At 44.5% G+C, this 26,790-nt stretch carries 23 protein-coding genes; 22 read left to right on the top strand and 1 reads right to left on the bottom strand.

Going from position 1 to position 26,790, the window contains the following annotated elements; translation table 11 throughout:
* Positions 1 to 10 precede the first annotated feature (10 nt).
* The 15 genes from EZMO1_RS14175 (at position 11) to EZMO1_RS14105 (ending at position 18,132) form a co-directional block, all read left to right on the top strand.
* On the top strand, positions 11 to 2,344 hold the full coding sequence (locus EZMO1_RS14175; protein ID WP_160173998.1) for a motility hub landmark protein FimV: 2,334 nt from the start codon (positions 11 to 13) through the stop codon (positions 2,342 to 2,344).
* A 163-nt stretch (positions 2,345 to 2,507) separates the two neighbouring features.
* Positions 2,508 to 3,311, top strand: a complete 804-nt coding sequence (truA, locus tag EZMO1_RS14170) for a tRNA pseudouridine(38-40) synthase TruA (protein WP_034872749.1) — start codon at positions 2,508 to 2,510, stop codon at positions 3,309 to 3,311.
* Positions 3,312 to 3,397: 86 nt separating this feature from the next.
* The gene (locus EZMO1_RS14165; RefSeq protein ID WP_236631928.1) at positions 3,398 to 4,096 is read left to right on the top strand and encodes a phosphoribosylanthranilate isomerase; all 699 of its coding nucleotides are present in this window, start codon (positions 3,398 to 3,400) and stop codon (positions 4,094 to 4,096) included.
* A 10-nt stretch (positions 4,097 to 4,106) separates the two neighbouring features.
* Positions 4,107 to 5,366, top strand: coding sequence for a tryptophan synthase subunit beta (gene trpB, locus EZMO1_RS14160; RefSeq protein ID WP_034872751.1), 1,260 nt, complete (start codon positions 4,107 to 4,109; stop codon positions 5,364 to 5,366).
* A 9-nt stretch (positions 5,367 to 5,375) separates the two neighbouring features.
* The gene (gene trpA / locus EZMO1_RS14155; RefSeq protein ID WP_034872752.1) at positions 5,376 to 6,179 is read left to right on the top strand and encodes a tryptophan synthase subunit alpha; all 804 of its coding nucleotides are present in this window, start codon (positions 5,376 to 5,378) and stop codon (positions 6,177 to 6,179) included.
* Positions 6,180 to 6,272: 93 nt separating this feature from the next.
* A complete protein-coding gene (accD, locus tag EZMO1_RS14150; protein ID WP_034872753.1) occupies positions 6,273 to 7,205 on the top strand; it encodes an acetyl-CoA carboxylase, carboxyltransferase subunit beta in 933 nt (310 codons plus the stop codon).
* Between the two features lie 121 nt (positions 7,206 to 7,326).
* Positions 7,327 to 8,766, top strand: a complete 1,440-nt coding sequence (locus EZMO1_RS14145; RefSeq protein WP_034872754.1) for a DUF3375 domain-containing protein — start codon at positions 7,327 to 7,329, stop codon at positions 8,764 to 8,766.
* 126 nt (positions 8,767 to 8,892) lie between these two features.
* A complete protein-coding gene (locus EZMO1_RS14140) occupies positions 8,893 to 9,495 on the top strand; it encodes a DUF4194 domain-containing protein (RefSeq protein WP_034872755.1) in 603 nt (200 codons plus the stop codon).
* Positions 9,476 to 12,877 carry an ATP-binding protein gene (locus EZMO1_RS14135; RefSeq protein WP_051789258.1) on the top strand — a complete coding sequence of 1,134 codons (3,402 nt, stop codon included), beginning with the start codon at positions 9,476 to 9,478 and terminating at the stop codon, positions 12,875 to 12,877. The genes EZMO1_RS14140 and EZMO1_RS14135 overlap by 20 nt, the downstream gene beginning before the upstream one ends.
* 1 nt (position 12,878) lies before the next feature.
* Positions 12,879 to 14,045, top strand: a complete 1,167-nt coding sequence (locus EZMO1_RS14130; RefSeq protein ID WP_034872756.1) for a DUF3322 domain-containing protein — start codon at positions 12,879 to 12,881, stop codon at positions 14,043 to 14,045.
* A 56-nt stretch (positions 14,046 to 14,101) separates the two neighbouring features.
* Entirely contained in the window at positions 14,102 to 14,401 is a 300-nt protein-coding gene (locus EZMO1_RS28185) for a nucleotidyltransferase domain-containing protein (RefSeq protein WP_051789259.1), read from the top strand.
* A gap of 224 nt (positions 14,402 to 14,625) precedes the next feature.
* Positions 14,626 to 15,894 (top strand): bifunctional tetrahydrofolate synthase/dihydrofolate synthase, encoded by a 1,269-nt coding sequence (gene folC / locus EZMO1_RS14120; protein WP_034872758.1) that lies wholly within the window; start codon positions 14,626 to 14,628, stop codon positions 15,892 to 15,894.
* Positions 15,895 to 16,027: 133 nt separating this feature from the next.
* A complete protein-coding gene (locus EZMO1_RS14115) occupies positions 16,028 to 16,258 on the top strand; it encodes a nucleotidyltransferase domain-containing protein (RefSeq protein ID WP_236631929.1) in 231 nt (76 codons plus the stop codon).
* Positions 16,255 to 16,758, top strand: a complete 504-nt coding sequence (locus tag EZMO1_RS14110; RefSeq protein ID WP_051789260.1) for a hypothetical protein — start codon at positions 16,255 to 16,257, stop codon at positions 16,756 to 16,758. Before EZMO1_RS14115 ends, EZMO1_RS14110 begins: the two co-directional genes overlap by 4 nt.
* 42 nt (positions 16,759 to 16,800) lie before the next feature.
* Positions 16,801 to 18,132 carry an ATP-binding protein gene (locus EZMO1_RS14105; protein ID WP_034872760.1) on the top strand — a complete coding sequence of 444 codons (1,332 nt, stop codon included), beginning with the start codon at positions 16,801 to 16,803 and terminating at the stop codon, positions 18,130 to 18,132.
* A 41-nt stretch (positions 18,133 to 18,173) separates the two neighbouring features.
* Here the strand turns inward: EZMO1_RS14105 and EZMO1_RS14100 are convergent, their stop codons facing one another.
* Entirely contained in the window at positions 18,174 to 18,608 is a 435-nt protein-coding gene (locus tag EZMO1_RS14100) for a DUF29 domain-containing protein (protein WP_034872761.1), read from the bottom strand.
* Positions 18,609 to 18,772: 164 nt separating this feature from the next.
* Here EZMO1_RS14100 and EZMO1_RS14095 point away from each other — a divergent pair, with 164 nt between their 5' ends.
* From EZMO1_RS14095 to EZMO1_RS14065, 7 genes are all read left to right on the top strand, one after another.
* A complete protein-coding gene (locus tag EZMO1_RS14095) occupies positions 18,773 to 20,191 on the top strand; it encodes a mannose-1-phosphate guanylyltransferase/mannose-6-phosphate isomerase (protein ID WP_034872762.1) in 1,419 nt (472 codons plus the stop codon).
* On the top strand, positions 20,188 to 21,558 hold the full coding sequence (locus EZMO1_RS14090; RefSeq protein ID WP_034872763.1) for a phosphohexomutase domain-containing protein: 1,371 nt from the start codon (positions 20,188 to 20,190) through the stop codon (positions 21,556 to 21,558). Before EZMO1_RS14095 ends, EZMO1_RS14090 begins: the two co-directional genes overlap by 4 nt.
* A 98-nt stretch (positions 21,559 to 21,656) precedes the next feature.
* Positions 21,657 to 22,379, top strand: a complete 723-nt coding sequence (locus tag EZMO1_RS14085; protein WP_420809907.1) for an ABC transporter permease — start codon at positions 21,657 to 21,659, stop codon at positions 22,377 to 22,379.
* Positions 22,379 to 23,665, top strand: a complete 1,287-nt coding sequence (locus EZMO1_RS27805; protein ID WP_051789262.1) for an ABC transporter ATP-binding protein — start codon at positions 22,379 to 22,381, stop codon at positions 23,663 to 23,665. Before EZMO1_RS14085 ends, EZMO1_RS27805 begins: the two co-directional genes overlap by 1 nt.
* Before the next feature lie 10 nt (positions 23,666 to 23,675).
* Positions 23,676 to 24,398, top strand: a complete 723-nt coding sequence (locus EZMO1_RS14075; RefSeq protein ID WP_160173999.1) for a class I SAM-dependent methyltransferase — start codon at positions 23,676 to 23,678, stop codon at positions 24,396 to 24,398.
* Positions 24,388 to 25,593 carry a polysialyltransferase family glycosyltransferase gene (locus EZMO1_RS14070; protein WP_034872766.1) on the top strand — a complete coding sequence of 402 codons (1,206 nt, stop codon included), beginning with the start codon at positions 24,388 to 24,390 and terminating at the stop codon, positions 25,591 to 25,593. Before EZMO1_RS14075 ends, EZMO1_RS14070 begins: the two co-directional genes overlap by 11 nt.
* Entirely contained in the window at positions 25,593 to 26,786 is a 1,194-nt protein-coding gene (locus EZMO1_RS14065; protein ID WP_051789264.1) for a glycosyltransferase, read from the top strand. The genes EZMO1_RS14070 and EZMO1_RS14065 overlap by 1 nt, the downstream gene beginning before the upstream one ends.
* Positions 26,787 to 26,790: the final 4 nt, after the last annotated feature.

The raw sequence follows: 26,790 nt of genomic DNA, 5'->3' as shown, positions 1-26,790 counted from the left end.
ACAAGGATTCATGATGAAACTACAGAAGCTTGTAGTAGTTACGGCTATAGCAGTGGCTTTGGCTCCGGGCCTGGCAAAGGCTCTGGGGCTGGGTGAAGTGACCTTGCATTCAACCCTGAACCAGCCTTTGGACGCTGAAATAGAACTACTGCAACTCAGGGATCTTACCCGCAACGAAATTCTGCCCACCATGGCCAGTCGCAGTGATTTTCAGCGGGCAGGCATTGATCGTCCTCTTTCCTTGTCAGGTATTAATTTCAAAACAAAAATTCGTGAAGATGGGACTGGATATATTCATGTCACCAGTGCTGACGCCGTTCGGGAACCGTATCTTAACTTTTTGATGGAAGTCTACTGGCCCAGCGGCAGGCTGCTCAGAGAGTATACGTTGCTGCTTGACCCCCCTTCGTTCAGTGAAGCGCCTGCGCAACCGGTTGAACCAGCCAGAACCCGCCCGCCCATTCAGCAACCCGGACCTTATATTGAACCTTCAAGTATTCAGAGGAAAGACTATCTTCCTCCCAGAGAACCGGTTTACCAGCCTCAAACCCGGACGATTAATGATCAGCCTGTTTCAAATGCACGTCAGGCCATGTCTTCCGGACAGGATGGCTCTGTCGTACAAGCGGAAAAAAGTTATAAGGTTCAGCCTAATGACAACCTGTGGAGCATAGCCCGGGCTGTCAGGCCGTCCGGAGAGCTGTCAGTGCAGCAGACCATGGTGGCCATACAGCGTAAAAACCCCGGGGCTTTTATGCGGGGCAATATTAATGAGCTCAAGAAGGGGCAGGTCCTGCGTATTCCTGATTATGACGAAATTACCTCTGTCAGTTATCAGGAATCTGTTGCGGATGTGGCAAGGCAGAATCGTGAATGGCAGGCCCGTATGGAACAGTTGGACGCCAGTCGTCGTTCAACTGCGGACCGTACCGGCAGTGGTGCGTCAGACGATGGTCGGTTGAGCATTGTTGGTTCGGATAATTCTGCCGGTGCAGGGCAGGATCTCGGTGGTGGTAACGGCTCTGAAAACGCCGTCTTACAGAATCAGCTCCGAATGACCCGGGAACAGATGGATAACCTGAGTCGTGAGAACAATGAACAGAAGAGCCGACTCCGGGATCTGGAGGAACAGATCGCAACCCTGAAAAAGCTGATCCTTCTGAAGGATGATCAGATGGCTGCGCTTCAGGCTTCAACCACAACGACTGAAAATGAGGTAAAAGCAGCGCCCGCACCAGCAAAGCCGGCAGTTGAACCCGTTGCACCAAAAGATGATGGGTTTATGGGTTTTCTGACAGGTAATCTGCTGTTTTTGGCACTGGCTGCCCTGATTCCCGTTGGTCTGATTGCCGCCTTTATTGTTTACCGTCGTCGCAAGCAATCGCAGGATGAAGAGTTTTTTGATGACAAAGACGATGTGGTGGAAGATATCCCGTTAACGGGAGACGACCTGGCTTCAGATGATGATGAATTGAAACTTGATGAGTCTCTGGAAATTGACGAAGAAGCTCTCATCGAAGAAGAGCCGGAAGAAACTGTACAGCAGACTCAGGATGTGTTGAGTGAAGCGGATATTTACATTGCCTATGGTCGCTTCCCGCAAGCGGCTGAGTTGTTGAACAAGTCAATCGCGGCCGAGCCCGGGCGCACTGACTTGCGCCTGAAACTTCTGGAAGTCCATGCCGAGGCCAATGACCTGGATAGCTTCAGGGGCGCACTGGCGGATCTGGAAGCGTTGGGAAATGAAGAAGCTAACCGCGAGGCGGATGTATTCAAAGCGCGCTTCTCTGCAGATGCCTTTATGCAGGAAGGAGGGCAGCCGGTTGCTGATGGTCTGGGTGATATTGATCTCAGTGAAGATAGCGGTGATGAGCTGGAGTTTGATCTGGGAGAGCTGGACGGGGATGAAGAGCCCGAAGAAAATGAACCCGGCGATGATCTGGACTTTGATCTCGGGGATGATGAAGTTGATGGCGATCTGCCCGATCTTGATCTGGACGACTTAGAACTTGAAGATGATCTGGAGCTCGAAGATGATGCCGAAACCAATCAGCAGTCTTCGGATTCAGGTGAACTTGATTTCCTGCCTGATGACGATGAGGCAGCAGTCGATGAAGCAATATCCGAGAGTATGTATGACTTTGAGACAGCGCTGGATGAAGATGATGATCTGGATTTCCTGTCCGACGAGGACGAAGTCTCTACCAAACTGGATCTGGCCCGGGCTTATATTGATATGGGTGACCAGGAAGGCGCTCGCGAGATTCTTCAGGAAGTTCTGGAAAGCGGCAGCGATGAGCAGAAAGAAGAAGCCGAGGCGTTGTTCCAAGGACTTGATAGCTGACTGCAATCACTCAGTCTCCTAAACAGGAAACCGGCTTTTTGTCATGAAGAGCCGGTTTTTTTTATGCTTTTTCGCTGGGGAAGCTTCGCTGACGGTAAATGCGGTTTGCAAAATGCAGCATCAGTTATTACATTCGCTGTTTTTGTATTCAAGTTGAGTGTTCATGCCCCGTTACGCAGCCAGTGTTCAATACGACGGTTCCCATTATCATGGCTGGCAGAGCCTGAAGAGCGGTTTGCCTACTGTGCAGGCTGCTGTTGAAGCTGCTCTGTCTAAAGTGGCCAACCATCCGGTTTCTGTCGTGTGTGCAGGCAGGACCGATGCTGGCGTGCACGGTTCTAACCAGATTATTCATTTTGACTCGGATTCTGTGCGCAGTGAACGTGGCTGGACCTATGGTTCAAATGCCAATCTGCCGGATGATGTGGCCATCAACTGGGTAAAACCTGTAGTGGATGACTTTCATGCCCGTTTTTCAGCTCAGTGGCGCCGGTATCGGTATGTGATCTATAACCACCCGATTCGTCCGGCTTATTTGCCTAAAGGTGTGACCTGGAATTATCGCCCGCTGGACATTGAAAGGATGCAATCTGCAGCTTGTCATCTGGTGGGTGAACATGACTTTACCTCTTATCGTGCAGTTCAGTGTCAGGCCAAAAATCCCGTTCGTACCATTAGCCGCTTGCAGGTTAGCCGTCATGGCCACCTGGTTGTGCTTGATATTCAGGCGAATGCGTTTCTGCATCATATGGTTCGAAACATTGCCGGTGTGTTGATGACTATTGGTGCCGGCAAGCATGAACCGGACTGGGCAAAAACAGTACTGGAGGCAAGAGACAGGACTGAAGGCGGTGTGACTGCGCCTCCCTACGGTCTGTATTTTGTGGATGTGGGTTATCCTGAAGTATTTGGACTGCCGGACAGCGAGCCGAATCCGCATTTTGTTGCACCACTGTTGCCCTGGTGATGGTTTGAAGGCTGTGTAATTGATGGAAGACAACAAAGTTCGGTTTCTGCTACTATCGATTCTCTTTACCATTCTGCAGTAAGGCGATGTCTCTGACTTCTTCGATGAATTTAGCCAGCACGGTTCATAAAACCCGGATCAAAGTGTGCGGTATTACCACGGTTGAGGATGCATTGGCAGCTGTTGATGCAGGTGCCGATGCAATCGGTCTGGTGTTCTATGCAAAAAGCCCAAGGCATGTCAGCATCGAGCAGGCACGGGAAATTGCAGCCTGTGTGCCGCCCTTTATTTCAGTGGTGGGTTTGTTTGTTGATGCAGACGATGACTTTGTGCAAAGTGTGCTCGAACAGGTGCCACTGACCCTGCTGCAGTTTCATGGAAATGAACCGGATCACTGGTGCCAGCAGTGGAATCGACAGTATATAAAGGCGTTGCGGGTGCGCCCGGAAATGTCGTTAGAAAAAGCGGTAGCGCAATATCCCGGAGCGAGCGGGGTGTTGCTGGATGCTTATCGCAAAGGGGTCCCGGGAGGAACAGGGGAGTCATTTGACTGGCGTTTAATCCCCGACTCTCTGGAAAAGCCGGTCGTTCTGGCTGGCGGGCTGGAGGCAACCAACGTTGCTGAAGCCATTAAAAGGGTTTCACCCTATGCCGTCGATGTCAGTAGCGGTGTGGAAACGAAACCCGGAGTGAAAAATCACGATGCGGTTCGGGCCTTTGTCCGGGCGGTCGTGAGTGAGAATGGTCTAATTAGCGCACAGCAGACACAATTGCAGGCGCAATAGCAGGTAGAAAATGTCGGATCAGAGCAAGTCTCAAAAGACACTTGATAAGGAAACGTACCAACAGCCGGATAACAGTGGCCATTTCGGTCAGTTCGGTGGTCGCTATGTTGCAGAAACACTGACCAGCGCCCTGCAGGAGCTGGAAGCAACTTATCGAGAGCTTTGGCGGGATTCGACTTTTCAGGCAGACTTTGACCGGGATCTGGCACACTTCGTAGGTCGCCCTTCTCCTCTGTATCATGCCGAACGTTTGTCTGAAAAGCTGGGTGGTGCGCAGATTTATCTGAAGCGTGAAGACCTTAATCACACCGGTGCCCACAAGATTAACCATGCTGTGGGTCAGGCTCTGTTGGCAAAGCATATGGGGAAAACCCGTATTATCGCTGAAACCGGTGCTGGTCAGCATGGCGTTGCCACTGCTACGGTTGCAGCGCGTCTTGGGTTGGAGTGTGTGGTGTATATGGGTGCTAAAGACGTTGAACGTCAGGCGCTGAACGTTTACCGCATGAAGCTGTTAGGTGCTACGGTTATCCCGGTCACCAGTGGTTCCCAGACATTGAAAGATGCCATCAATGAGGCACTGAGAGATTGGGTCGCCAGACCGGAAGAGACTTTCTATATTCTTGGCACAGTATGTGGTCCTCATCCTTATCCTGAAATGGTGCGTGATTTCCAGAGTATTATTGGTCGTGAAGCCAAACAGCAGTGCCAGGAAATGACCGGCAAACTGCCTGATGCTCTGGTGGCCTGTGTTGGTGGCGGTTCTAATGCCATGGGGCTGTTTTACGAGTTCATTGACGATCAGGACGTTAAAATTTACGGTGTTGAAGCCGGCGGTCTCGGGATAGAGTCTGGTGAGCATGCTGCCCGCATGGCGGGTGATCGTAAAGGCGTATTCCAGGGGCAGCGCAGTTTCCTGATGTGTGATGACGATGGTCAGATTACCGAAAGTTACTCGGTCTCTGCCGGTCTGGATTACCCTGGTGTCGGCCCTGAACACAGTTATCTGCGGGAAATTGGGCGTGCGGAGTATGTTTACGCTACCGATGATGAAGCGTTAGCAGCATTCCGCAACCTGACCCGGATGGAAGGTATTATGCCGGCACTGGAAAGTTCTCACGCTCTTGCCTATGTTGAGAAGCTGGCTCCGACCTTGGAAAAAGATCAGGTGATTGTGGTCAACCTGTCTGGTCGTGGAGATAAAGACATCCATACCGTTGCGGCTATTGATGGTCTTGCTCTTGATGGTAAAAGTGGTCTGCAGGGATAAGGAGCAGTAATAATGAGAATTAAACAACGTTTTGACCAGTTGCGCTCAGCGAGCCGTAAAGCATTGGTGCCCTACATTACTGCAGGAGATCCGGCCGGTAACACGGTAGAAATGATGCATGAGCTGGTCAGGAACGGAGCCGATGTGATTGAGCTGGGCTTTCCGTTCTCTGATCCGGTGGCTGACGGACCGGTGATTGCCAAAGCTCATCTGCGTGCTTTATCACACGGTGTTACATTGAATGACGTTTTTTCAATGGTAAGTCTCTTTCGGGAGAACGATAATGAGACTCCGGTGGTGCTTATGGGCTACCTGAATCCCGTTGAAATCATGGGTTATGAGGTATTTGCCGAAAAAGCATCGAAAGCCGGTGTAGACGGTGTGCTGGTGGTTGATTTGCCGCCAGAGTTTGCTGATGACTTTGTAGCACAGATCAAACCGAAAGGCATTGATATGATCAACCTGATCACACCAACGACATCGGATGAACGAATCAAGACAATCTGTTCAGTGGCTTCGGGCTTTATTTACTACGTCTCCCTGAAAGGGGTTACCGGTTCAGCAAAGCTGGATATTTCCGGCGTACAGCAGCGAGTGACTCATATTAAACAGTTTACCGATATGCCTGTGGGTGTTGGTTTTGGTATTCGCGATGGTGAGTCTGCAGCAGCGATCAGTCAGGCTGCAGATGCTGTGATTGTTGGCACGGCCCTGGTGTCTGAGCTGGCCAAGTTCGATCAGGAAGGTGAAGCCTGTATGCAGCGAGTAGGCTCTCGGGTGTCTGAGATGCGTAATGCCATGGATAACCGCTGACAGAGTCGATATGAAGCAGCAGGTGCGCCCTGCTGTTGGGAGCATGGTGGCCGGATGCTGTCGTGCTTTCAGAGAAACAGACAGGAAGCATTAATGAGTAATTGGTTGGTCGATAAGCTGATTCCTTCACTGTCGCGTTCTTCCAGTGAGAAACGCAGCAGTAACGTGCCTGAAGGGCTGTGGCGAAAGTGTGTAAAGTGTGACTCTGTACTTTATCGCCCCGAGCTGGAGCGGAACCTGGATGTTTGCCCCAAGTGTTCGCACCATATGCGCATATCTGCCCGCAAACGTCTGGATTATTTTCTGGATAAGGAAAATCGCGAAGAGCTGTTTGCCGATATTGAACCTGTCGATAAACTGAAATTTCGAGATTCCAAAAAGTACAAAGACCGGCTGGCGGCCGCACAGAAAGCCACCGGTGAAAAAGATGCGCTGGTTGTCTGCAAGGGGAAACTGGAAAATCTGCCGGTTGTCGCCTGTGCTTTTGAATTTGCCTTTATGGGCGGTTCAATGGGATCGGTGGTTGGAGAGAAGTTTGCCCGCGCTGCGGAACTGGCTCTTGAGCTGCGAATTCCATTGGTCTGTTTCTCTGCCAGTGGCGGAGCACGCATGCAGGAGGCTTTGTTCTCGCTGATGCAAATGGCAAAAACCAGTGCTGCACTGGAGCGAATGCGCCAAAAGGGTGTTCCCTACTTCTCGGTAATGACCGATCCGGTATACGGCGGTGTATCAGCGTCTCTGGCCATGCTTGGGGATTTGAACATTGCTGAGCCTGCGGCTTTGATCGGATTTGCGGGTCCTCGAGTCATCGAACAGACGGTTCGGGAAAAGTTGCCCGAAGGATTCCAGCGCAGTGAGTTTCTGTTGGAACATGGCGCGATTGATATGATTGTTGATCGCTCTGAAATGCGTTCAACCATCGCCAGAATCTACAGAAAGATGGTGGGTATGACGGCTGAAGAATCTGAAGCAGACAGTGCCTTTGAAGAAGCTTCTGACTATGATGTTATAGCTGCAGAGGTTTGATGAAAGCGTGATCTGATCGAAGGTTGGGACGAGCGAAGCGACTCCCGACATGACAACTGTCAGCCCTTCTTAAAGTTTGCTATCTTGCCCTATAACTCTTTCACCCTGATTATCAAAGAACATGGATTTTAATCGTCTCGTTGGTCTTCGAACACATCCTTCATGGCGCTTGTTGCAAGCAGATAGCGCTCCATTAATTATCAGTTTCCTCTATAAGTCCTTTATTCTTACGAATAAGCGTTCTATTGCTGCTGAAATTCTGGCGACTCAATTGGACGACTACTTGCATCATTTGCGTGAGTCTACCGGAGAAAACCGCTTTCCCAGAAAAGGTCGTGAGTATTTAAGCGATTGGGCTTCTGGTGAGCAAGGCTACCTTAGAAAATATTATCCGGCTGCCGCAGTCGGTGATGAACCTCTCTATGACCTAACGCCCTCTACGGAAAAGGCTATAGAATGGGTCAGCAGCTTTGAGCATAAACAGTTTGTGGGTACCGAGTCCCGATTGCTGACAGTCTTTCGCTTACTCAGTGAAGTGGCGAGAGACACAGAAACTGATCCACAACAAAGAATAGATCGTCTGGAGCAGGAAAAAGCCAGGCTTGAACGAGAAATTGCCAGTCTTAAAAGCGGGCATGTGGCACCTCATGATCCGACTCGTGTGAAAGAGAAATTCCTTCAGGCAGAAGATACTGCCAGACAGCTGTTGTCTGATTTCAGGCAGGTGGAAGAAAACTTCCGAAACCTTGACCGTGGTGTCAGAGAGCGTATCACTACCGCCAGCAGTGGCAAAGGTCAAATGCTGGATGACATATTCTCCGAGCAGGATGCCATCAGTGAATCGGATCAGGGGCGAAGCTTTAAAGCGTTTTGGACATGGCTGATGTCACCGGCCAGTCAGGATGAGTTGCAACAAACACTGGAGAAAGTGTTGGCGCTACCTGAAATTCAAAGCTTGCAGCATGATGAATTGCTGGGAAAGATTCGCTTCAGGTTGTTGGAAGCCGGTGAGAAAGTGAATAGCACTTGTGCTCAGCTGGTTGAACAATTAAGACGTTATCTCGATGATCAGGCATGGCTGGAAAACCGCCGTATTATGGAAATTGTTCGAGAGATAGAACAAAGTGCGATTGCTGTTCGACAAAGCCCGCCACCCGATAAGCTGTTTACCACTTTATCATTAAATAAACCGGCGGTTGAGTTACCTATGTCCAGAGGCTTGTTCCGTCCTGCGGTTCGACCTGTTATTAGCGAAACTCCGGAAGAGGGCGAGGCAGACTTTGATACCAGCGCTCTGTATACGCAGCATTATGTGGATGAAAGGGCATTGCAGGCACGTATTCGTTTTGCCCTCCAGAACCGGAAACAAATCAGTTTGGCAGAGTTGGTGAAATTACATCCTGTTGAAAAAGGTTTGAGTGAAGTGGTGGCTTATTTGCACATTGCTTCAGAGTCTGATCATGCCGTTGTTAATTCGGATGAGACTGAAATTATTGTTTGGCACGATACGGGTGGGCACCAAAAAGAAGCCGCCATGCCATTGGTGATTTTTACCCATTAAGGTTAGCGGCAGGTAAAAATATAGCCGCGTCGTCCCCGCGAAGGCGGGGATTCACTGTTCGTGGTGGATTCCCACTTTCGTGGGGATGACTTAGGCTCCCGGCCTCCCAAAGAAGGTGAACTGTAAGTGAGCACGAATGTTGAGAGTAATGATTCATCGGGTAATGATCCTGTATTGGGCACTGTAGTGGTCAACTTGATGAAAGGGGTGGTCTACCGGGATCAAAACCCCGATGTCTGGCAACAACTGGAAGAACTGTATGCCAGAGTCATTGACTATCTAGCCGTAATGGGGCTGGATCTGATTGTCGATGAAGCGGAAGGCTATGCTTTTCTCAAACAACTGAACGACGAAGAACGTGACGTTCCAAAACTTGTGGCCCGAAGACCTCTGAGTTTCCCAATCAGCTTGTTGTGTGTGTTGCTGCGCAAAAAAATGGTAGAACAAGACGCAGGAGGCGGTGAAGCCCGTTTGATTTTAACGCGTGAACAAATTGTCGAAATGATGCGGGTGTTTCTTCCAGATAGAGCCAATGAAGCACGGCTGTTTGATCAGATAGACACCTATATAAACAAAGTCACTGAATTTGGTTTTTTGAAAAAGCTGAACACCAATCCCCCTGCATGGGAAGTTCGACGAATCATCAAGGCGCTGGTGGATGCTGACTGGCTGGCAGATTTTAATGAAAAGTTAAAGGTATATCAGGATCATGCAGAATCAATCGCTTGATTTTTCACAAGATCAGTCCAAAGCTGGTTTTCGTCTACACGGACTGGAAGTGTTGAACTGGGGCACGTTCAACAAAAAAATCTGGAAAACCAAACCCGATGGCAACAATAGTCTGCTGACAGGTGATATTGGTTCAGGCAAGTCCACGCTAGTGGATGCGATGACCACTTTGCTGGTGCCCAGTCAGAAGATTACCTACAACAAGGCAGCAGGCGCAGAGACACGTGAACGTAATATGACCTCTTACGTTAGAGGTTATTTCAAGAGCGCCAAAGACGATGACACCTTGTCAGCCAAAGCGGTTGCGTTGCGTGATCACAACAGTTACAGCGTTTTGTTGGCTCGCTTTGTGAATGAAGGGTTTGATCAAACCATCACGTTAGCCCAGGTGTTCTGGAGCAGGGACAATAACAATTCGCCTGAGCGATTTTTTATTGTGGCTCGTAAGCCGCTAACCATCAGCAAGCATTTTAGTGGCTTTGGCAGCGACATTACCGACCTTAAAAAGAAAGTAAAGCGGCTTGAGCATACCAAAGTATTTGAAAGCTTCTCTCAGTATCAGGCTGAATTTCGTCGTCAGATGGGTATTGAAAACGATCAGGCGATGGATTTGCTGTATCAGACGGTATCCATGAAATCGGTGGGCAATCTTACTGATTTTGTTCGTCATCACATGCTTGAAAGTACCGATGTTGAAGAACGGGTAGAAGAGCTGAGTCGTCAGTTTGACAACCTCAATCGTGCCCATGAAGCCGTGTTAAAGGCTCGTCAGCAAATTGAAAAGCTGCAGCCGATGGTGGACGACTGTCAGCGCTATGAAACGCTGGAAAGTGAAATTCAGTCTTTTAAACAGTGTCGGGATGCTTTGTACGCCTATTTTGCGGACAAAAAGATTGCCTTGCTGGGTCAGCGCATTCAAAGACGGGAGCTGGATCAGAAAAAGCTGGAAAGTCGTTTAGATGAAGTGCTGCACTCTTTGGAGAATCTCAGGGCGGGTTTGCGGGAAACCGAGCGATCCATTGAGCAAAATGGCGGTCAGCGGCTGTCCGAGTTAAAAACGGAAATTGACCGCTTGGGACGTGAAAAAGACCGGCTGGTTAAAAGCAATGATGACTATTTAGCACTCTGTCGTTTTCTGGATATGCCAGACCCAAAAGACGACAACGAATTCTTTTCTAACCGTGAAGAAGCAACAGAAAGTCAGGAAAGACTGGAAAAGCAGAAAACTGATTTACAAAACGAGCAGGTAGAGCAAGCGGTTGGCTTGAAGCAGCTGAGAGATGAGCATAAAAGCTTGTCAAAAGAAATAGATTCCCTGAAAGGTCGTAAATCCAATATTCCCAGTCGAAACCTCACCATAAGGGAAGCTTTATGCAGTGCTCTTGATTTGACCGAAGACACGCTGCCTTTTGCAGGTGAATTATTACAGGTTCGAGAGGAAGAAAAGCACTGGGAAGGCGCTGTAGAGCGTGTATTGCATAACTTTGCACTCAGCTTGCTGGTACCTGATGAACATTATAATGCGGTTGCACATTATGTGGACAAGACTCATCTGAAAGGGCGTTTGGTGTATTACCGTGTACGCACGCCTGCCAAGCACCCCCATAATACAGTCGATAAGCGATCACTCAGCCGGAAAATTTCTATCAAAACCGACAGTGGTTTTTACACCTGGCTAGAACAGGAAATACTGCAACGGTTTGATTATGTATGCTGCGATACTCTTGATGAATTCCGAAAAGAGTCCCGCTGCATCACTGCGACAGGTCAGATTAAAAGCAGTGGCAGCCGTCATGAAAAGGACGACCGATATCGTATTGATGATCGCTCTCGCTTTGTTTTGGGCTGGAGTAACCGTGAGAAGATATTAGCGCTGGAAACTCAGCGCAATCTCATGGAAAAAGAGATTCAGACTGCTGCCGGTATCCAGAGTGAATTTACAAAAAGGCTTAAAAAGCTTGGTGACAGTCAGATTAAGTTGGAACTGCTGCTAAATTACCAGTCTTTTGGGGATATTAACTGGCAGCCACTAGCTTTAACCATTCAATCGCTGGAAAAAGAAAAAGCAGAACTGGAAGCAGGTTCGGATATTCTCAAAACACTCAGGGAGCGTTTGATCACGACAGAAGCTCAAATTCGTGAGCAAGAAACGCTCGAGCGCAAACTCACAAAAGAGTCTGGTGCCGCCATTGAGAAGCTGAAGCAAGACAGAACCCTGAAAGAGCAAGCTGAACAACAGTTGGGTGATTTGCCTGAAGATGTGAAAGCCAGCATTTTTGAACGACTGGAAGAGTTGGAAGAGGAGGCGCTGGATAATAAAAAAATCACTATCGAAAACTGTGACAGCTCTCAGGTAACACTGCGTCGATGGTTGCAAGACCGGCTTGACACTAAAGAGCGTGGTGCAAGAAATCTGTCGTCCAACATTACCGGACAGATGGCTGATTATAAAAATGCTTATCCGAATGAAACCAGAGAAGTGGATGCTTCTATGGCTTCTGCCGGTGAATTTGGTGAAATGCTCAAGACGTTGGCGGGTGAAGATTTGCCAAGGCATGAAGGGCGCTTCAAGCAAATGTTGAATGAAGGCACCATTCACAATATGGCGATGTTCCAGAACTGGCTGGATCAGCAGCAGCAAACCATTCGGGATAAGATTGACACCATCAACCGCTCGCTTTCGACCATAGACTACAGCGATGGCACGTATATCCGGCTGGTGGCCGATAATCACCGGGATGCCGAAATTAATCAGTTTAAAATTGATTTGAGAAATTGCCTTGGAGGTACGCTGTCGTCAGATGACACGGAAACCTATGCCGAAAACAAGTTTATTCAGGTCAAAGACATCATAGAACGGTTTAATGGCAGGGAAGGGCAGACCGATCTGGATAAGCGATGGACAAAGAAAGTCACCGATGTTCGTAACTGGTTTTTGTTCAATGCTTCAGAACGCTATCGTGAAGATGATTCTGAAAAAGAGTTTTACTCGGATTCCGCAGGTAAGTCCGGCGGGCAAAAAGAGAAGCTGGCCTACACGATTCTTGCGGCGGCACTGGCTTATCAGTTCGGGCTGGAATGGGGTGAAACCCGTTCACGATCCTTCCGCTTTGTCATGATTGATGAAGCCTTCGGGCGTGGGTCGGACGAATCGGCACGCTATGGACTGGAGCTGTTCCGAAAGCTCAATTTGCAGTTACTGATTGTGACGCCGTTGCAAAAGATTCATGTCATCGAAGACTATGTCAGTTCGGTGCATTTTGTTCATAACGAAGGTGGTTGCAACTCGGTACTGAGAAACCTTTCCATTGAGCAATACCGCAAAGAGAAGCAGCAAATAGCGGAACAAAAGCAGGCATCTGAAGAAGTTGTATTGAATTAAGATGATCACTCAAAAGGAACTGCTGAAGAAAGCGATGCGCCCCTGGTCAACCGGGGGCTTTTTAAGAGAATGGCTGGCAAATGAAACGGTGTTTCCTTTGGAGATACCGTTCAAGACTCCGTCAGGCCGAACGCTAACCAGCGATTTTGGCAAAATACGTGATTGGATTGCAACGCTGAGCAGCCATTCAAAAAGTGAAAAGGGAACCGGTTACCAGCTGGAATACAAAACCATTAACCATAATCAGCTGGGTCAACAGCGTTTACCCCATAAAATTGTTTTTGAAGATCGGAACGACTGGCTGGATTTTATTGGAAGAAAAACAGCCTTCCGACAGTTTGATGAAATAGCGGGTATGACGCGGCGACAGTTGCCGGATGCAATGCAGTTCTTATCCCGAAAACCACTCAAAGCTCTGGAATACGCTGAAAGTTGGCATCAACTCATTAAGGTCTGTCGATACTTTCAGATTCGACCAAGACCTGATCGCTATATACGACAGCTTGATATACAGGGAGTCGATACCAAGTTTATTGAAAATCACAAGGGCATACTGACAGAACTCTTGACCCTGGTGCTCGAAGAGGAAGACTTTGATGATTCAGTGACAGGCCTGTCTGAAAACGGCTTTGAACGCCGTTATGGTTTGCGCTTTGATGAGTCATTAATTCGTTTCAGGCTGCTCGACAGTGATCAACCCGTTACGGATATGAGCGTTCCTTTATCACAGTTTGTTGAGCAACCGGTGAGTACTGTATATATCACTGAAAATAAGGTGAATGGTTTGACCTTTCCAGCTGTGACAGATGCCATGGTGATATTTGGTTTGGGCTACGGTATTCGCTCTCTTGGTTCTGTTGAATGGTTGAAAGACAAACAGATCACTTACTGGGGCGATGTTGACACTCACGGTTTTTCCATTCTCTCGGTGGTTCGGAGTATGTTCCCTCAAACCCAATCGTTGTTAATGGATCAGACAACACTGGATGAGCATAAGCACCTTTGTGTTCAGGAGGCTGAATCCAAACGATTTAACGGCTCGCCCGATAACTTGACACAGCCTGAATCCCAGCTGCTTGATGACCTTCAAAATAACCGACAAGGTGAAAATTTAAGGTTAGAGCAGGAGCGGATTGGTTATTCTTATGTTATGCAGTCATTGCGTTGAATATTATCAGACAATGACTGGTAATCGGTAGTCATGAAAAATACAGAGCCGGAACGATGAAGTCGAACAATAGAATGGGTATCACTCCAGAGCAGAAGGTGCTACTGGAGTCATTACTAAAAATGTTTATACCTGACAACAAGGTTTGGGCTTATGGCTCTCGCGTGAATGGTTTGGCTACTGAGTCATCAGACCTTGATTTAGTTTATTCACTTCAAACCAGCGAGCATCCGAAGTATCAGAGCTTCGTGAGGCCTTTGAAGAAAGTAATCTGCCTTTCAGAGTTGACCTCTTTGTCTGGAAAGACGTTTCTGACGAGTTTAAGCAAGCGATTTTGGCTCATGCTCATTATGTAATGATACCAATTCCACCTTCTAAACATGAATTGCGCAGCCATTCTGAATCACGGGAGCTGCGTTGGAACTCCTCGCAATAGCTGGCTATTACTCGTCGTTCCGCCTTGTCCCGCGATCCAGAATGACTTGCTCATCGTCATATTTAGAAAGCGGAATTGGTATTATTCAGGCCTGACTTTTTCAATGCTACGGAGAATGTGAAATTCATCACAATTCGTTAATTTATGTCTAGAAAATCATTCACACATCTAAACGACTGGCTCTACTGGCTGGAAACCACACACCCGGAAACCAATATAGAATTTGGGTTAACCAGAATCACCAATGTGCTAACTCGTGCAGAGCTTTTAACGCCAGCTCCCTATGTCATAACCGTTGCAGGCACTAATGGCAAAGGCTCAACCGTTGCCTTGTTAGAGTCCGTGTTAACAGGTGCCGGTTACTCTGTCGGCACATACACATCCCCTCATATTCACCGCTTTAATGAGCGAATTAACATTAATAATGAAGAAGCTTCAGACCAAGACCTTTACGAAGCTTTCTGCGCTGTAGACAAGCACAGGCAGGGTGACTGGCTCACTTACTTTGAGTTTGCAGTCGCGGTAGCTGCCTGTTGTTTTAAAAAGTCCGGTGTTGAAATTGCCATTATGGAAGTGGGTCTTGGCGGCAGGCTGGATGCGACCAATGCCATAGATCCCAACCTTTCAATAATCACAACAGTTGACCTCGATCATCAGGAATGGTTAGGGGATACGATTGAGAAAATTGCCAAAGAAAAAGCAGGTATTATGCGACCTGATGTTCCAGCTATTTATGGTGACTCACCGGTTCCCGAGTCCGTTATTGAACACGCAAAAGAGGTTGGTGCACCACTTTATCGGCGAGAGCAGGAATTTACATTAACCGATGAAAATACAAGTTGGTGCTGGCAAGGCAAGAACTGGCAAGGGGTTGAAGAAAATATCCAAGAAATACCCACACCACAATTGGTTATCGATAATGCAGCAACCGTTGTTCAGGCGGTCAAACTATTGCCTTATCCGGTGTCGTATGATCAACTAAATGAAGGGATAGCCAGAGCGCATCTCTCCGGCAGATATACGAAAAAGGTCGTAAACAATAAAAATAACGACCATGTGCAGGTAGTCTTTGACGTGGCCCACAACCCGCAAGCTGCGCGCATGCTGAGAGAGAAACTAGAACAAGACCCTGTGCCGGGCAAAACCCGTGCGTTGATCGCGATGTACAGAGACAAAGATTATAAATCTGTAGTCAGCACATTAACGCCTGTTATTGATGAGTGGATTGTCAGCGAGTTCGACTCGCCACGAGCCCTGTGTGCGTCTGATTTGAAAGATGCCATTGAGGCTTGTGGCGGTAGCGTGGACGAAGCCCTTGATAGGGATGATATCATCAATGACCTCTCCTCTGCTGATCGATTATTAATCGTTGGCTCTTTCCAAACCGTGAGTAAGTATCTGAATGTTATTTAACCGTTCTCTAAAGCGATAAAGCGTTTTCAGCTTCTGTACGAGGTTGTTATTATAGCCCGATTATCAATACAGGTAATGAATTGTGCGGCTGACAGAGAACGAATTAAATGCAATCCGGCAAGTGATATATGGCTTGGACCCGAACGCTGAAATCTGGTTGTTCGGGTCAAGAGTGGACGATCAGGCCAAGGGTGGTGATATCGATTTGCTAATCATGTCAGAGATACTGACATTTATGGATAAGTCGAAAATTCGCATCGGGCTTTATGATCTGATCGGTGAGCAGAAGATTGACCTTGTGATTGCGGCTGATGATAGTGACCCCTTTACTCGTATAGCCTTGTCGGAAGGGGTACGCTTATGAGTAAGCTAGAGGGTGAAAGAGAAGTGCCCAATAAGAAGGTGAATCAATTTCTGCTATTGAACCAGCAGTTGGAATCCATGAAGCAAATGGAAGCGCTGTTAAGTTGGTCTTATGCACGATGTCAGCAGCTGGAGCTGAAAAAAAATATTCTGCCAAAGCTTGAAGATCTTGAAAAGTTTGAATCACTAACGGCTCGCTTTGCAAGACTTGATGATATTTTGCTGCAAAAGATCTTCCGATTGATTGACACTATCGATCTTGATCATTCTGGAACTGTTCGGGATCGTATAAACCGAGCCGAAAAGAAAGGCTTGATAGATGATGCAATGGAGTTCATCGATATCCGTGAGCTTCGTAATACGATTGCTCATGAATATCAGTCTGAAGCGCTGAGTTCTATATTTCTAAAAGTACTGCAGTACACACCAGTGTTGTTGGATATTGCAAATAGAGTAAGGATTTATTGCCAGAAGTATGACTCAGAAATGACGACCGAGTAAAAATATCATAAACTTACTGTAGCGAAAGTTACGGTAATGTTAATGAAATTTTATAACAGAGAGTACGAGCTCCAGCAGCTCATAGACTGGAGTCATCAAGCTAGCTCTGGATCAGCGGCGATGACTCTGGTGGTAGGAAGGCGACGTGTAGGTAAAACCGCGTTACTGAATCAGGCTTTCTCACAAGACCAAAATCATCCTTCTATTTATTTGTTTGTCTCCCGCAAGCAGGAGCCTTTACTGTGTGAAGAGTTTACAGAACAAATTCGCACAGTACTGAACGTTCCTGTGTTTGGTACGCCAAGGCGAATGCGGGAGGTGATGGAAATCCTGCTTCAATACAGCTGTACCTCACCACTGACAGTCGTACTTGATGAATTTCAGGATTTTAATCGAGTCAATAAAGCATTTTTTTCAGAGCTTCAGGATTTATGGGATCGCTACAAACAACAGAGCCGTATGCATCTGATTTGTTGTGGCTCTTTATACTGTGTTATGACGAGGCTGTTTCAGGACAGCCGGGAACCTTTGTTTGGTCGTGCGGATCATCGAATTAACCTTCAACCCTTGCGTCCGCGTTATATAGCTGAAATTTTACACGACGGAAAACAGTTTTCTCCCGAAACCTTATTACAATGGTACATGCTGAGTGGTGGTGTACCTAAATACCTTGAATGGTTAGCTAATCTACAAACGACTGAGGGATTTTGGCAAGGGCTCATCAATGAGCACAGCTTGATCATAGAAGAAGGCCATTATCGTTTAGCAGAAGAATTTGGCCCTGAACATGGCTCCTATTTTTCCATTCTTGCCGCAATTGCTTCAGGCTCTACGAGTCGTCCGGAAATAGAGTCGTTACTGGAAGTATCGGTAGGGCCTCAATTGGACAGGCTGGAAAATGAGTTTGACATTATAGAGCGACACAGGCCAGTACTCTCAAAGCCAGGTACACGCTTAGTCAAGTACCGAATTGCAGATGCTTTTCTTGCATTCTGGTTTCGTTTTATTTACCGCTACCGCAGTGCTATTGAAATTGGTAATTACCGTTTTATTCATCAGGTGATTGAACGCGACTACCCCACCTGGAGTGGCCAATGGCTTGAGCAGGTCATAAGGCAAACATTGGCTGAAAGTGGCGATTACAATATTGTGGGCAGTTATTGGGAACGCGGCAATCAGAATGAAATTGATGTGGTAGCGGTGAATGACCTGGAAAAGAAAGTATTGATCGCAGAGGTTAAGCGAAACCCAAAGAATATTCGGCTAAGCCATTTACGCGAAAAAGCCGTTAAGCTTTGCCAGCAACTGAAGGGATATGAGATTAACTATAAAGGTTATTCTTTGGATGATCTTGAAGGGCTGTTCAAGCCGTAGGTTGGGACAAGCGAAGCGCCTCCCAACACGGTGACTACCTTCTAAGGCCAAAAAGCTTCATCCATAATCTGATCGTAATCCCAAGGACAGTGCTTAGGAAAAACGTCCTGCGAGAGCCCGGTTTCCTTGTAGGCACCAATTTTTGCCAGCGCATAAGCTTCCTGCAAAGTGTCGTGTACTTTGGGCTTTAAGCTTGGGTTCTCCTTGATGAGTTTACGAATTCTAACTCGTTGCTCTTCTATAGAACCTCTCCAGCTAGAACTTTGGTGATCGGGCTGATATTGCCATTTCAGAAGATGCATCAGTAAAACATCCAGACAGTTACCCAGCTGGCGATGTTCACTTCTGCCCATGCTTTCGATTTCCTCAAGAATATTGTTCAAATCAAGTTCTCCCAGTCGGCCCTTACGAATGAGTGCGGCTTGCTGTTGTGTCCACTGGTAGAAATCTTTTTCGTACAGAGTCTCATCATGCATATTCTGATCTCCTTCTATTATGCTGCCGTTTGAACATTGTCATTATAGCCATATAAGAATGCAGGAGTATAAAAAGGGTTTTCAAAGTGCAGAATTGAAGAGCAGCTTTGCTTTTCGTTTTACCAAATTAAAGTTGATGCATAAGCACTAATAAGGTTATCAACATGAAAATAACACCAATAATATTATCGGGTGGCAATGGAAGTCGCCTTTGGCCTCAGTCCAGGGCTTTTTATCCTAAGCAGTTTTTATCACTGTTCGGTGATAAGACTATGCTGCAGAACACACTGGAACGAGTTTGTGAATCTGAAATATATTCACCGCCGGTTGTAGTGGCGAATGAAGAGCACAGGTTTATTGTTGCTGAGCAGAGTCGCGATGCAGGTATCTGTTTAGACAGTATCATACTTGAACCACTTGCTCGTAATACTGCACCTGCCGTGGCTGTGGCAGCACTTAACGCATTAGATTCACTAGATGTTGAGGAAGATGCACTGTTGTTAGTTCTGGCTGCAGATCATGTAATAATCAATGCCAACGCATTTAAGCAGGCTGTACTGCTGGCAAAAGAATCTGCTCTTGAAGGCAAGTTAGTGACTTTTGGTGTAGTACCTGAACACGCTGAAACGGGCTATGGATACATTAAGTCCAAAGGTAACAGTGGCGTTCAGCCTGTTGAAAAATTTGTAGAAAAGCCAGATAAAATCACGGCAGAAAATTACGTAGCTTCAGGCGATTATTACTGGAATTCAGGAATGTTTTTATTCAGTGCAAGACAGTACTTGAGTGAGTTGAACATTCTGGAGCCTTCCATACATGAATCCTGTGTCAGTGCTTATCAAGCAGGAGTTAAAGACAGAGACTTCATTCGCCTGAGCGAAGAGGCATTAGAACAATGTCCCGATAACTCCATTGATTACGCTGTTATGGAAAAAACAAACAGTGCAGTGGTTGTACCCATGGATGCAGGGTGGTGTGATGTAGGATCATGGTCAGCTTTATGGCTGTTAGGACAAAAAGACGACAACAATAATACGGTTCAGGGTGATGTTATTTTAGATAATGTAGAAAACTGTTATGTACACTCTGAGAAAAGCCTTATTGCAGCTATTGGAGTCGAAAATCTTGTTATTACAGAAAGCGACGATGCTCTTCTTATTGCTCATAAAGACTGTGTTCAGGATGTTAAAAAGGTTGTAAAAACATTAAAGGAAAACAACCGGGCTGAAGCCCTGGTGCATAGAAAAGTCTATCGACCCTGGGGTTTTTATGACTCGGTTGATTCAGGAGAACGGTTTCAGGTAAAACGAATTACGGTTAATGCTGGTGAGAAACTATCTGTTCAAAAACATCACCATAGGGCAGAGCATTGGGTTGTTGTCAGTGGGACTGCGAAAGTGACACTTGGGGATAAAGAGCTTTTAATAACAGAAAATCAGTCAACCTATATTCCTGTTGGCGAAGTTCATGCGCTTGAGAATCCGGGTAAAATTCCTTTACAGCTCATTGAAGTACAGACAGGCAGCTACCTTGGAGAGGATGATATTGTTCGCTTGAATGATCTTTATGGGAGGGCGGAATGACAAGTCTTACATGTTTTAAAGCCTATGATGTTCGGGGCAGGCTGGGAACAGAGTTAAATGAAGAAATCGCATATCGAATTGGTCGTGCTTATGCTCAGCATTTAAACGCTAAAAAAGTGGTGGTTGGCAGTGATGTTCGTCTGAGTAGTGGGGCGTTGAAACTAGCCCTTGCCAAAGGTCTGATGGATGCAGGCTCTGATGTTATTGATATCGGCACTACAGGTACAGAAGAAGTTTATTTTGCAGCGTTTCATCTTGATGTAGATGGCGGCATTGAAGTCACTGCCAGCCATAACCCGATTGACTTTAACGGCATGAAATTTGTGGGGAGAGGTGCTCAGCCTGTCAGTGGAGACACTGGGTTGAAAGAAATAAAAAGAATTGCTGAAAATCAGGACTTTACAACATCAGCTACCCGGGGCTCTTTAACAAAACTTTCCATACTGGATGCTTATGTAGAACATGTGCTGGGCTTTATTGATTATAAGAACATTAAACCTTTGAAGCTGGTTGTAAATGCCGGAAACGGCACTGCTGGTCATGTTATTGATGCTATAGAATCGCGGTTTAAAAAAGAAAATATACCGATTACATTCATTAAAATCCATCATGAACCAGACGGAACTTTCCCAAATGGTATTCCCAACCCTTTGCTCCCGGAAAAACGTGAAGCAACCTCGTCAGCTGTAAAAGAACACGGGGCTGATATGGGTATTGCGTGGGATGGTGATTTTGATCGTTGCTTTTTCTTTGATGAAAATGGTCATTTCATTGAAGGTTATTATATTGTTGGGCTTCTGGCTGAGGCATTTTTAAAAAAATCTCCAGGTGAGAAAATTATTCATGATCCTCGACTAACTTGGAATACTATAGATATAGTTAGAAAGAATGATGGCATTCCGATTCAATCAAAGACTGGACATGCTTTTATTAAAGAACGGATGCGTATGGAAAATGCTATTTATGGCGGTGAGATGAGTGCGCACCATTATTTCAGGGATTTTGCTTATTGTGATAGTGGGATGATTCCGTGGTTGCTTGTGGCTGAACTGCTTTGCACGACCGTTAAGACTCTCTCTGAACTTATGGAAGAGCGTATGCAGGCATACCTGTGCAGTGGTGAAATTAATTACAGAGTAAAAGATAGTACACTTTGTATTGATGCGGTTAAAACTCACTTTTCTAAGGAGGTTTTAACAATTGACTCTTGTGATGGAGTAAGTATGGAGTTTAGTAATTGGCGTATGAATATCAGAACGTCAAATACTGAGCCATTACTAAGAGTTAATATAGAAACAAAAGCAGATAATCGCATTATTCATAAAAAATTGGCTGATATCGAAGCTGTTATATCCAATTTCACTTAAAAAATTAGAGTAAATATAAAACAATGCTAACTGTTGTCTGTAAATCACTGTGGGCATATCGTGGCTTTATACTTAGCAATATAAAAAGAGAGTTTCAGATGAAATATAGAAGCTCTCTTTTGGGTGCAGCCTGGAGTGTGCTAAACCCGCTCGCCATGATTATTGTTTACACTGTCGTTTTCTCTCAAGTAATGCATGCCAGATTACCAAATATTGATCACAGTATGGGATATAGCGTATTTCTCTGTGCTGGTATTTTGACTTGGGGCTTATTTTCAGAAATTGCCAGCCGTGCTCAAAATGTATTTATTGGAAATGCTAATTTATTAAAAAAGATAAACTTTCCAAGGCTATGCTTGCCTGTCACAGTGGTGTGTAATGCCTTATTGAATTTTCTGATTATATTTTCAATTTTTACCGTCTTTCTCATAGTAACCGGGCTATTTCCGGGTTTTGTGTATTTTGCACTTATCCCTGTTCTGCTGGTTATGGTCAGTTTTGCTATTGGCTTAGGTATAACCTTGGGTGTACTGAATGTTTTCTTCCGTGACATTGGGCATTTGTTTGAAGTTATCTTGCAATTCTGGTTTTGGTTTACCCCTATAGTATATCCGCCATCAATTCTTCCGGAGTGGGTAAAGCCCTATATGGTGTTTAACCCTTTGGCAGGTGTAATAAAAGCATGCCAAACCATTCTTGTAGATGGAGTATGGCCTGACTGGTATGGGTTGCTTCCAGCTTTAAGTTTGGGAATATTGCTTTGTGGCCTGGGTTTTACTCTGTTCCGTAAACATGCTAGTGAAATGGTGGATGAGCTTTGATGAATGCTATAACCGTTAAGAATTTAGGCAAAGCTTATAAGCAATACCACAGTAAATGGGATCGGTTAGCGGAATGGTTTTTGCCTGGTAAAAAACAACGCCACAGCCAACACTGGGTGCTGCAGGATATTAACTTCACAATTCAGCTTGGTGAAGCGGTAGGGATCATTGGCGTAAATGGGGCAGGTAAAAGTACCCTGTTAAAGATGATAACTGGCACAACGCAGCCAACAACAGGAACCGTAGAAGTCAATGGTAGAGTAGCTGCACTGTTAGAGTTAGGCATGGGCTTTCATCCTGACTTTACTGGACGTGAAAATATATTTATGTCTGGACAATTGATGGGGTTAAGTATTGAAGATATTCAAATCCTGATGCCGAAGATTGAAGCCTTTGCTGAGGTTGGTGACTATATAGATCAACCTGTGAGAGTTTATTCCAGTGGTATGCAGGCACGGGTTGCTTTTTCTGTTGCGACAATGACTTCTCCCGATATCTTGATTGTTGATGAAGCTTTAAGTGTGGGTGACTTTTCGTTTCAGGCCAAATGCATACAACATATGAAAAATTTACTTGATTCAGGAGTGGCTATTTTGTTTGTGAGTCATTCTTTGAGTCAAGTTAGGAAGTTTTGCAATAGAACTTTATATTTAGCAGATAGTTATGTAAAAGGGTACGGCAACACTGATAAGATATGTGACCTGTATCAAAATGACCAAGCTTTGAAAGTAAGCAGAAAAAATCATAAAGAGGTTGTGTTTGATAGTAAAAAAACAAATCATTACCAAATTGATGAAGATTTAAGAAAGAATTCTGTTGCTCTTGAATCAGCTGGCACTATGGAATTAGAATTTAAATCATTTCAGGCATTAGACGAGAATGGTTGTGCAATTAATAATTGCAACCCCCAAGACACCGTTATCTTTAGAGCATCAATACAAGCTAACGCTGATGTAAATGAAGGAGCTTCTGTCGGTTTACTTTTAGGTGATCAGTCAGGTTATCCAATATTGAGTTGCAATTCAAATTATTATTCTAAGAAACTACCATCAATGCAAAGAGGTGACTGCATTGTTATTACGTGGAAAATAATTATCCCTTTTTATTCTGGCGATTATCGGATTGATATAGGAATAAAACCTGATTTTAATTCTCCGATTTTTTACGACAGAGTATTTTGTGCTAGAAAAATAGCAATAAATACTCCAATTGAACTTTTGAATAATAATTTTGGTGGTATTTTTTATGCTCCGGCGGATGTTGAAATTCATAAGCTATCACTTTGATAATAAGGAAATGGAATCAAATAAATTATCAAATAATGTTGTCTCAGAAAAAGATTATTCATTACATAGCGGTGAAAGGCAAACTGGAATAGCTCTTGAGGATATTCGGCTTGATCACACAGTACGATACGAACTCGCCAAGAAGGTCATCAAAGAATATTTTGGCGATAAACAAATAAGTGCTATTGATGTTTTTTGTGGTAATGGATACGGTGTATACTCATTAGCAAACGATATTAAAAATTTACATATAACTGGAATAGATGGTTCCCAGGAAGCAATTGATTCAGCTAATAAGTATTATTCTCTTCCAAACACACTATTTTCATACAAGTTATTTCCCTTTAAGTTACCAGAAAATATTTTTGACGTTGTAATATGTTTTGAGTCTTTAGAGCATGTGGAAGATGATAGATTAATGCTTGATAATATTTTTTGTAGTTTGAAGGTTGGTGGGCTGCTCTTAGTATCTATCCCTAACCAGAACATACATCCTCTAGAAAAGAATCCACATCACTTTCATTTTAGGCATTATAAGAACTCAGACTTTTTGAAGCTCTTACCTAATGAATTTAAAGTAAAAAAAACCTACGGCCAAAATGTTTATAAATTCTCATCTTCGGGTGTGAACACCTTCGAGCTATTGCAGAGCAAAGATATGGAATTGATTCCAGGGGTAGAGGGACAGGTTAATATATATCTGCTACAGAAGGTGGCTTTGAATGATACGTAAAGTTATTTTTCTAGGTGATTTATATAGGAGCTGTCAGGATCGTAACGTATATAGACTGTATCACTTATTTTCCCCCATTATTTCTAGTCTAGGTGTTGATTGCTCATGTCTTGTTACTGATGAGAATAAAGTATTTAAAGAATCTGACATTGAAATAAAAATATGGATGGAGGCTTTTCAAAACAAAAAAATACATCGATTAGATAATATTGACTTGGTTGACACAGCCATTATTGGTTTTGAATTACCAGATTATTACTTGTCATACTTAGATAAAAAAAACATCAAGTGGATTAATTTTTCTATACATCCATTACGGTTTTTAGATGATTTATACTTTTCTTTAGACTCTTCATTTGAATGCAATACTAACAGCCTTTCAATAACTGATGAATATATTAATTTATGTGCCAGCCTTTTGCAGCTAAGATATGGCAATATAAATAACAGTAAAAAAAAGTCATCCTTGTTTTTTTTTGGGCAAATGCCACACGATAAAAGTGTGTGGTTTGATAATGAGTTCAAAACAGTAGAGTCTTATTTTGATACTCTTGATAGTTTAGCGGAAAAGTATTCTCATATTTTATACCGTAAACATCCTCATGTTCATGACAATGAGCTATATGAAAAATTAAGCAACCGTTATGATGTTGAAATAGACGATTCCTCATCTGCATATGAGTTACTCTGTTCAAATAGAGTTTCTGCAGTTTGCGCTATTAGTTCTTCTATTCTGGTTGAGGCGCGATACTTTGGATTAGAAAGTTTTTACCTTGAAAATAGAGCCAAACGTTTTAGAAACGCTATCAGTTATAAAAGCCTTATAAATAAAAAGAGCATATGGTTAAGTGATCTACTTGATTGCAACTTAGAGAATAGCCAAGAAGGTAAAAAACTTTCTTCTGTAATAACAACTAACCTCCTTAGAGATGTTTTTGGTTATTGGGGTTATGATACGGAGGATAGAAAGTTGAAATCATGTGTTGCTCATTTATCCAATGATATTGCTCATTTGTCCAATGATGTTGCTTGTTTGTCCAAGAATATTGAAAAGCAAGATTATCAAATAGAAAGGCTCTTACAAGAAGTTGAATCTTTATCTGAATTCAAGAATGAGATACTACTGAGTAGGTCATGGAAAATCACTTGTGCACTGAAAAAAATATCTAATCTTACTAGGTCTTTCAATAAATAATGATGAATATACTAGTTCTTTGTAATTACCCAATTAAGAACCCACTGCATGGTGGGCAGTTAAGAGTTCACAATATTGTTAAGACTTATAAAGCGGCTGGTTATAATGTCGATGTCGCAGGGGTTTTAGGGAATGATCACTATCCCGAAGAACAAGGTTTTTTGGAATTCCCTGGCTTTGATCTGTTAAGGAACGTGGTTGAAGATATTCGCTACATGGAAGATTATGCTACGAACCAATTATTTTTATCTGACAATGCTTGGTACGATAAACTTTTAGCCAAAATACGTGTTAATCCTGACATAATTCATTTAGAGCAGCCTTGGCTTTATTCCTTTTTGAAAAGATATATTGAAGAAAAAAAAATTCATACCAAAATAATTTATGGCTCACAGAATATTGAATACAAACTCAAAGAAGAAATTATAGAGACATTTCTGGGCAAAAGCACAGCTAAGAAAGCTGCTTCTTTAGTTCGGTGTCTTGAACAAGAAGTTATCAATAATGTAGATGGTGTTATTTGCGTTTCAAAAAATGATTTACAATGGATGCGCAAGCAAACAGATAAACCAACTATTCTTGCACAAAATGGTGTTAGTGATAGGGTAGTGTCAGTTGATAGCATTGCTCAGGCCAGAGAGGCAACTCAAGGAAAGAAGTATGCCATCTTCTGTGGTAGTGCTCATCTTCCAAATATAACAGGGTTTTATAAAATCTTTGGTGACGGTTTTGGGTCTTTGAACCCAGAAGAAGCACTTGTTGTGGTAGGGAATGTAGGACCAGCTGTCATGGCTGATGAAAGGCTAGCTAAATCAGCCAATCTGAAAGAACGTTTGCTTATAACAGGTGAAGTAGACGAGCCACTACTCTGCAGTCTCGTAGAGCTGTCACATTGTTGTGTTCTCCCTATAACACAGGGGGGAGGGACAAATCTTAAAACAGCAGAGGCATTACTTTCAGGTAAATACATTATTTCTACTTCAGTAGCTATGAGAGGTTTTGAAGACTTTATTGGAGATGAGGGCGTTTTTATAGCAGATGGCCCAGCTGACTTTAAGAAAGCTCTGCGCCATATTATGAATCTTAAACCTTTTGTATTAAGTGAAAAAGCTAAATCTAAACGACAGCGTGTTCTATGGAAGAACTGTTTAAAAAACTTACCTATATTGGCAAAAAATATTTTAACAAAGTGATGAG

The organism is Endozoicomonas montiporae CL-33 (assembly GCF_001583435.1).
GTDB classification, from domain to species: domain Bacteria; phylum Pseudomonadota; class Gammaproteobacteria; order Pseudomonadales; family Endozoicomonadaceae; genus Endozoicomonas_A; species Endozoicomonas_A montiporae.
This window is presented reverse-complemented; position numbering and strand designations above follow the sequence as displayed.

Excerpts from the sequence above, each read along its gene's own strand:
- EZMO1_RS14175 (WP_160173998.1), top strand. The coding sequence starts at position 11 with ATGATGAAACTACAGAAGCTTGTAGTAGTTACGGCTATAGCAGTGGCT.
- truA (WP_034872749.1), top strand. The coding sequence starts at position 2,508 with ATGCCCCGTTACGCAGCCAGTGTTCAATACGACGGTTCCCATTATCAT.
- EZMO1_RS14165 (WP_236631928.1), top strand. The coding sequence starts at position 3,398 with ATGTCTCTGACTTCTTCGATGAATTTAGCCAGCACGGTTCATAAAACC.
- trpB (WP_034872751.1), top strand. The coding sequence starts at position 4,107 with ATGTCGGATCAGAGCAAGTCTCAAAAGACACTTGATAAGGAAACGTAC.
- accD (WP_034872753.1), top strand. The coding sequence starts at position 6,273 with ATGAGTAATTGGTTGGTCGATAAGCTGATTCCTTCACTGTCGCGTTCT.
- EZMO1_RS14145 (WP_034872754.1), top strand. The coding sequence starts at position 7,327 with ATGGATTTTAATCGTCTCGTTGGTCTTCGAACACATCCTTCATGGCGC.
- EZMO1_RS14135 (WP_051789258.1), top strand. The coding sequence starts at position 9,476 with ATGCAGAATCAATCGCTTGATTTTTCACAAGATCAGTCCAAAGCTGGT.
- EZMO1_RS14130 (WP_034872756.1), top strand. The coding sequence starts at position 12,879 with ATGATCACTCAAAAGGAACTGCTGAAGAAAGCGATGCGCCCCTGGTCA.
- EZMO1_RS28185 (WP_051789259.1), top strand. The coding sequence starts at position 14,102 with ATGAAGTCGAACAATAGAATGGGTATCACTCCAGAGCAGAAGGTGCTA.
- folC (WP_034872758.1), top strand. The coding sequence starts at position 14,626 with ATGTCTAGAAAATCATTCACACATCTAAACGACTGGCTCTACTGGCTG.
- EZMO1_RS14110 (WP_051789260.1), top strand. The coding sequence starts at position 16,255 with ATGAGTAAGCTAGAGGGTGAAAGAGAAGTGCCCAATAAGAAGGTGAAT.
- EZMO1_RS14105 (WP_034872760.1), top strand. The coding sequence starts at position 16,801 with ATGAAATTTTATAACAGAGAGTACGAGCTCCAGCAGCTCATAGACTGG.
- EZMO1_RS14100 (WP_034872761.1), bottom strand. The coding sequence starts at position 18,608 with ATGCATGATGAGACTCTGTACGAAAAAGATTTCTACCAGTGGACACAA.
- EZMO1_RS14095 (WP_034872762.1), top strand. The coding sequence starts at position 18,773 with ATGAAAATAACACCAATAATATTATCGGGTGGCAATGGAAGTCGCCTT.
- EZMO1_RS14090 (WP_034872763.1), top strand. The coding sequence starts at position 20,188 with ATGACAAGTCTTACATGTTTTAAAGCCTATGATGTTCGGGGCAGGCTG.
- EZMO1_RS14085 (WP_420809907.1), top strand. The coding sequence starts at position 21,657 with ATGAAATATAGAAGCTCTCTTTTGGGTGCAGCCTGGAGTGTGCTAAAC.
- EZMO1_RS27805 (WP_051789262.1), top strand. The coding sequence starts at position 22,379 with ATGAATGCTATAACCGTTAAGAATTTAGGCAAAGCTTATAAGCAATAC.
- EZMO1_RS14075 (WP_160173999.1), top strand. The coding sequence starts at position 23,676 with ATGGAATCAAATAAATTATCAAATAATGTTGTCTCAGAAAAAGATTAT.
- EZMO1_RS14070 (WP_034872766.1), top strand. The coding sequence starts at position 24,388 with ATGATACGTAAAGTTATTTTTCTAGGTGATTTATATAGGAGCTGTCAG.
- EZMO1_RS14065 (WP_051789264.1), top strand. The coding sequence starts at position 25,593 with ATGATGAATATACTAGTTCTTTGTAATTACCCAATTAAGAACCCACTG.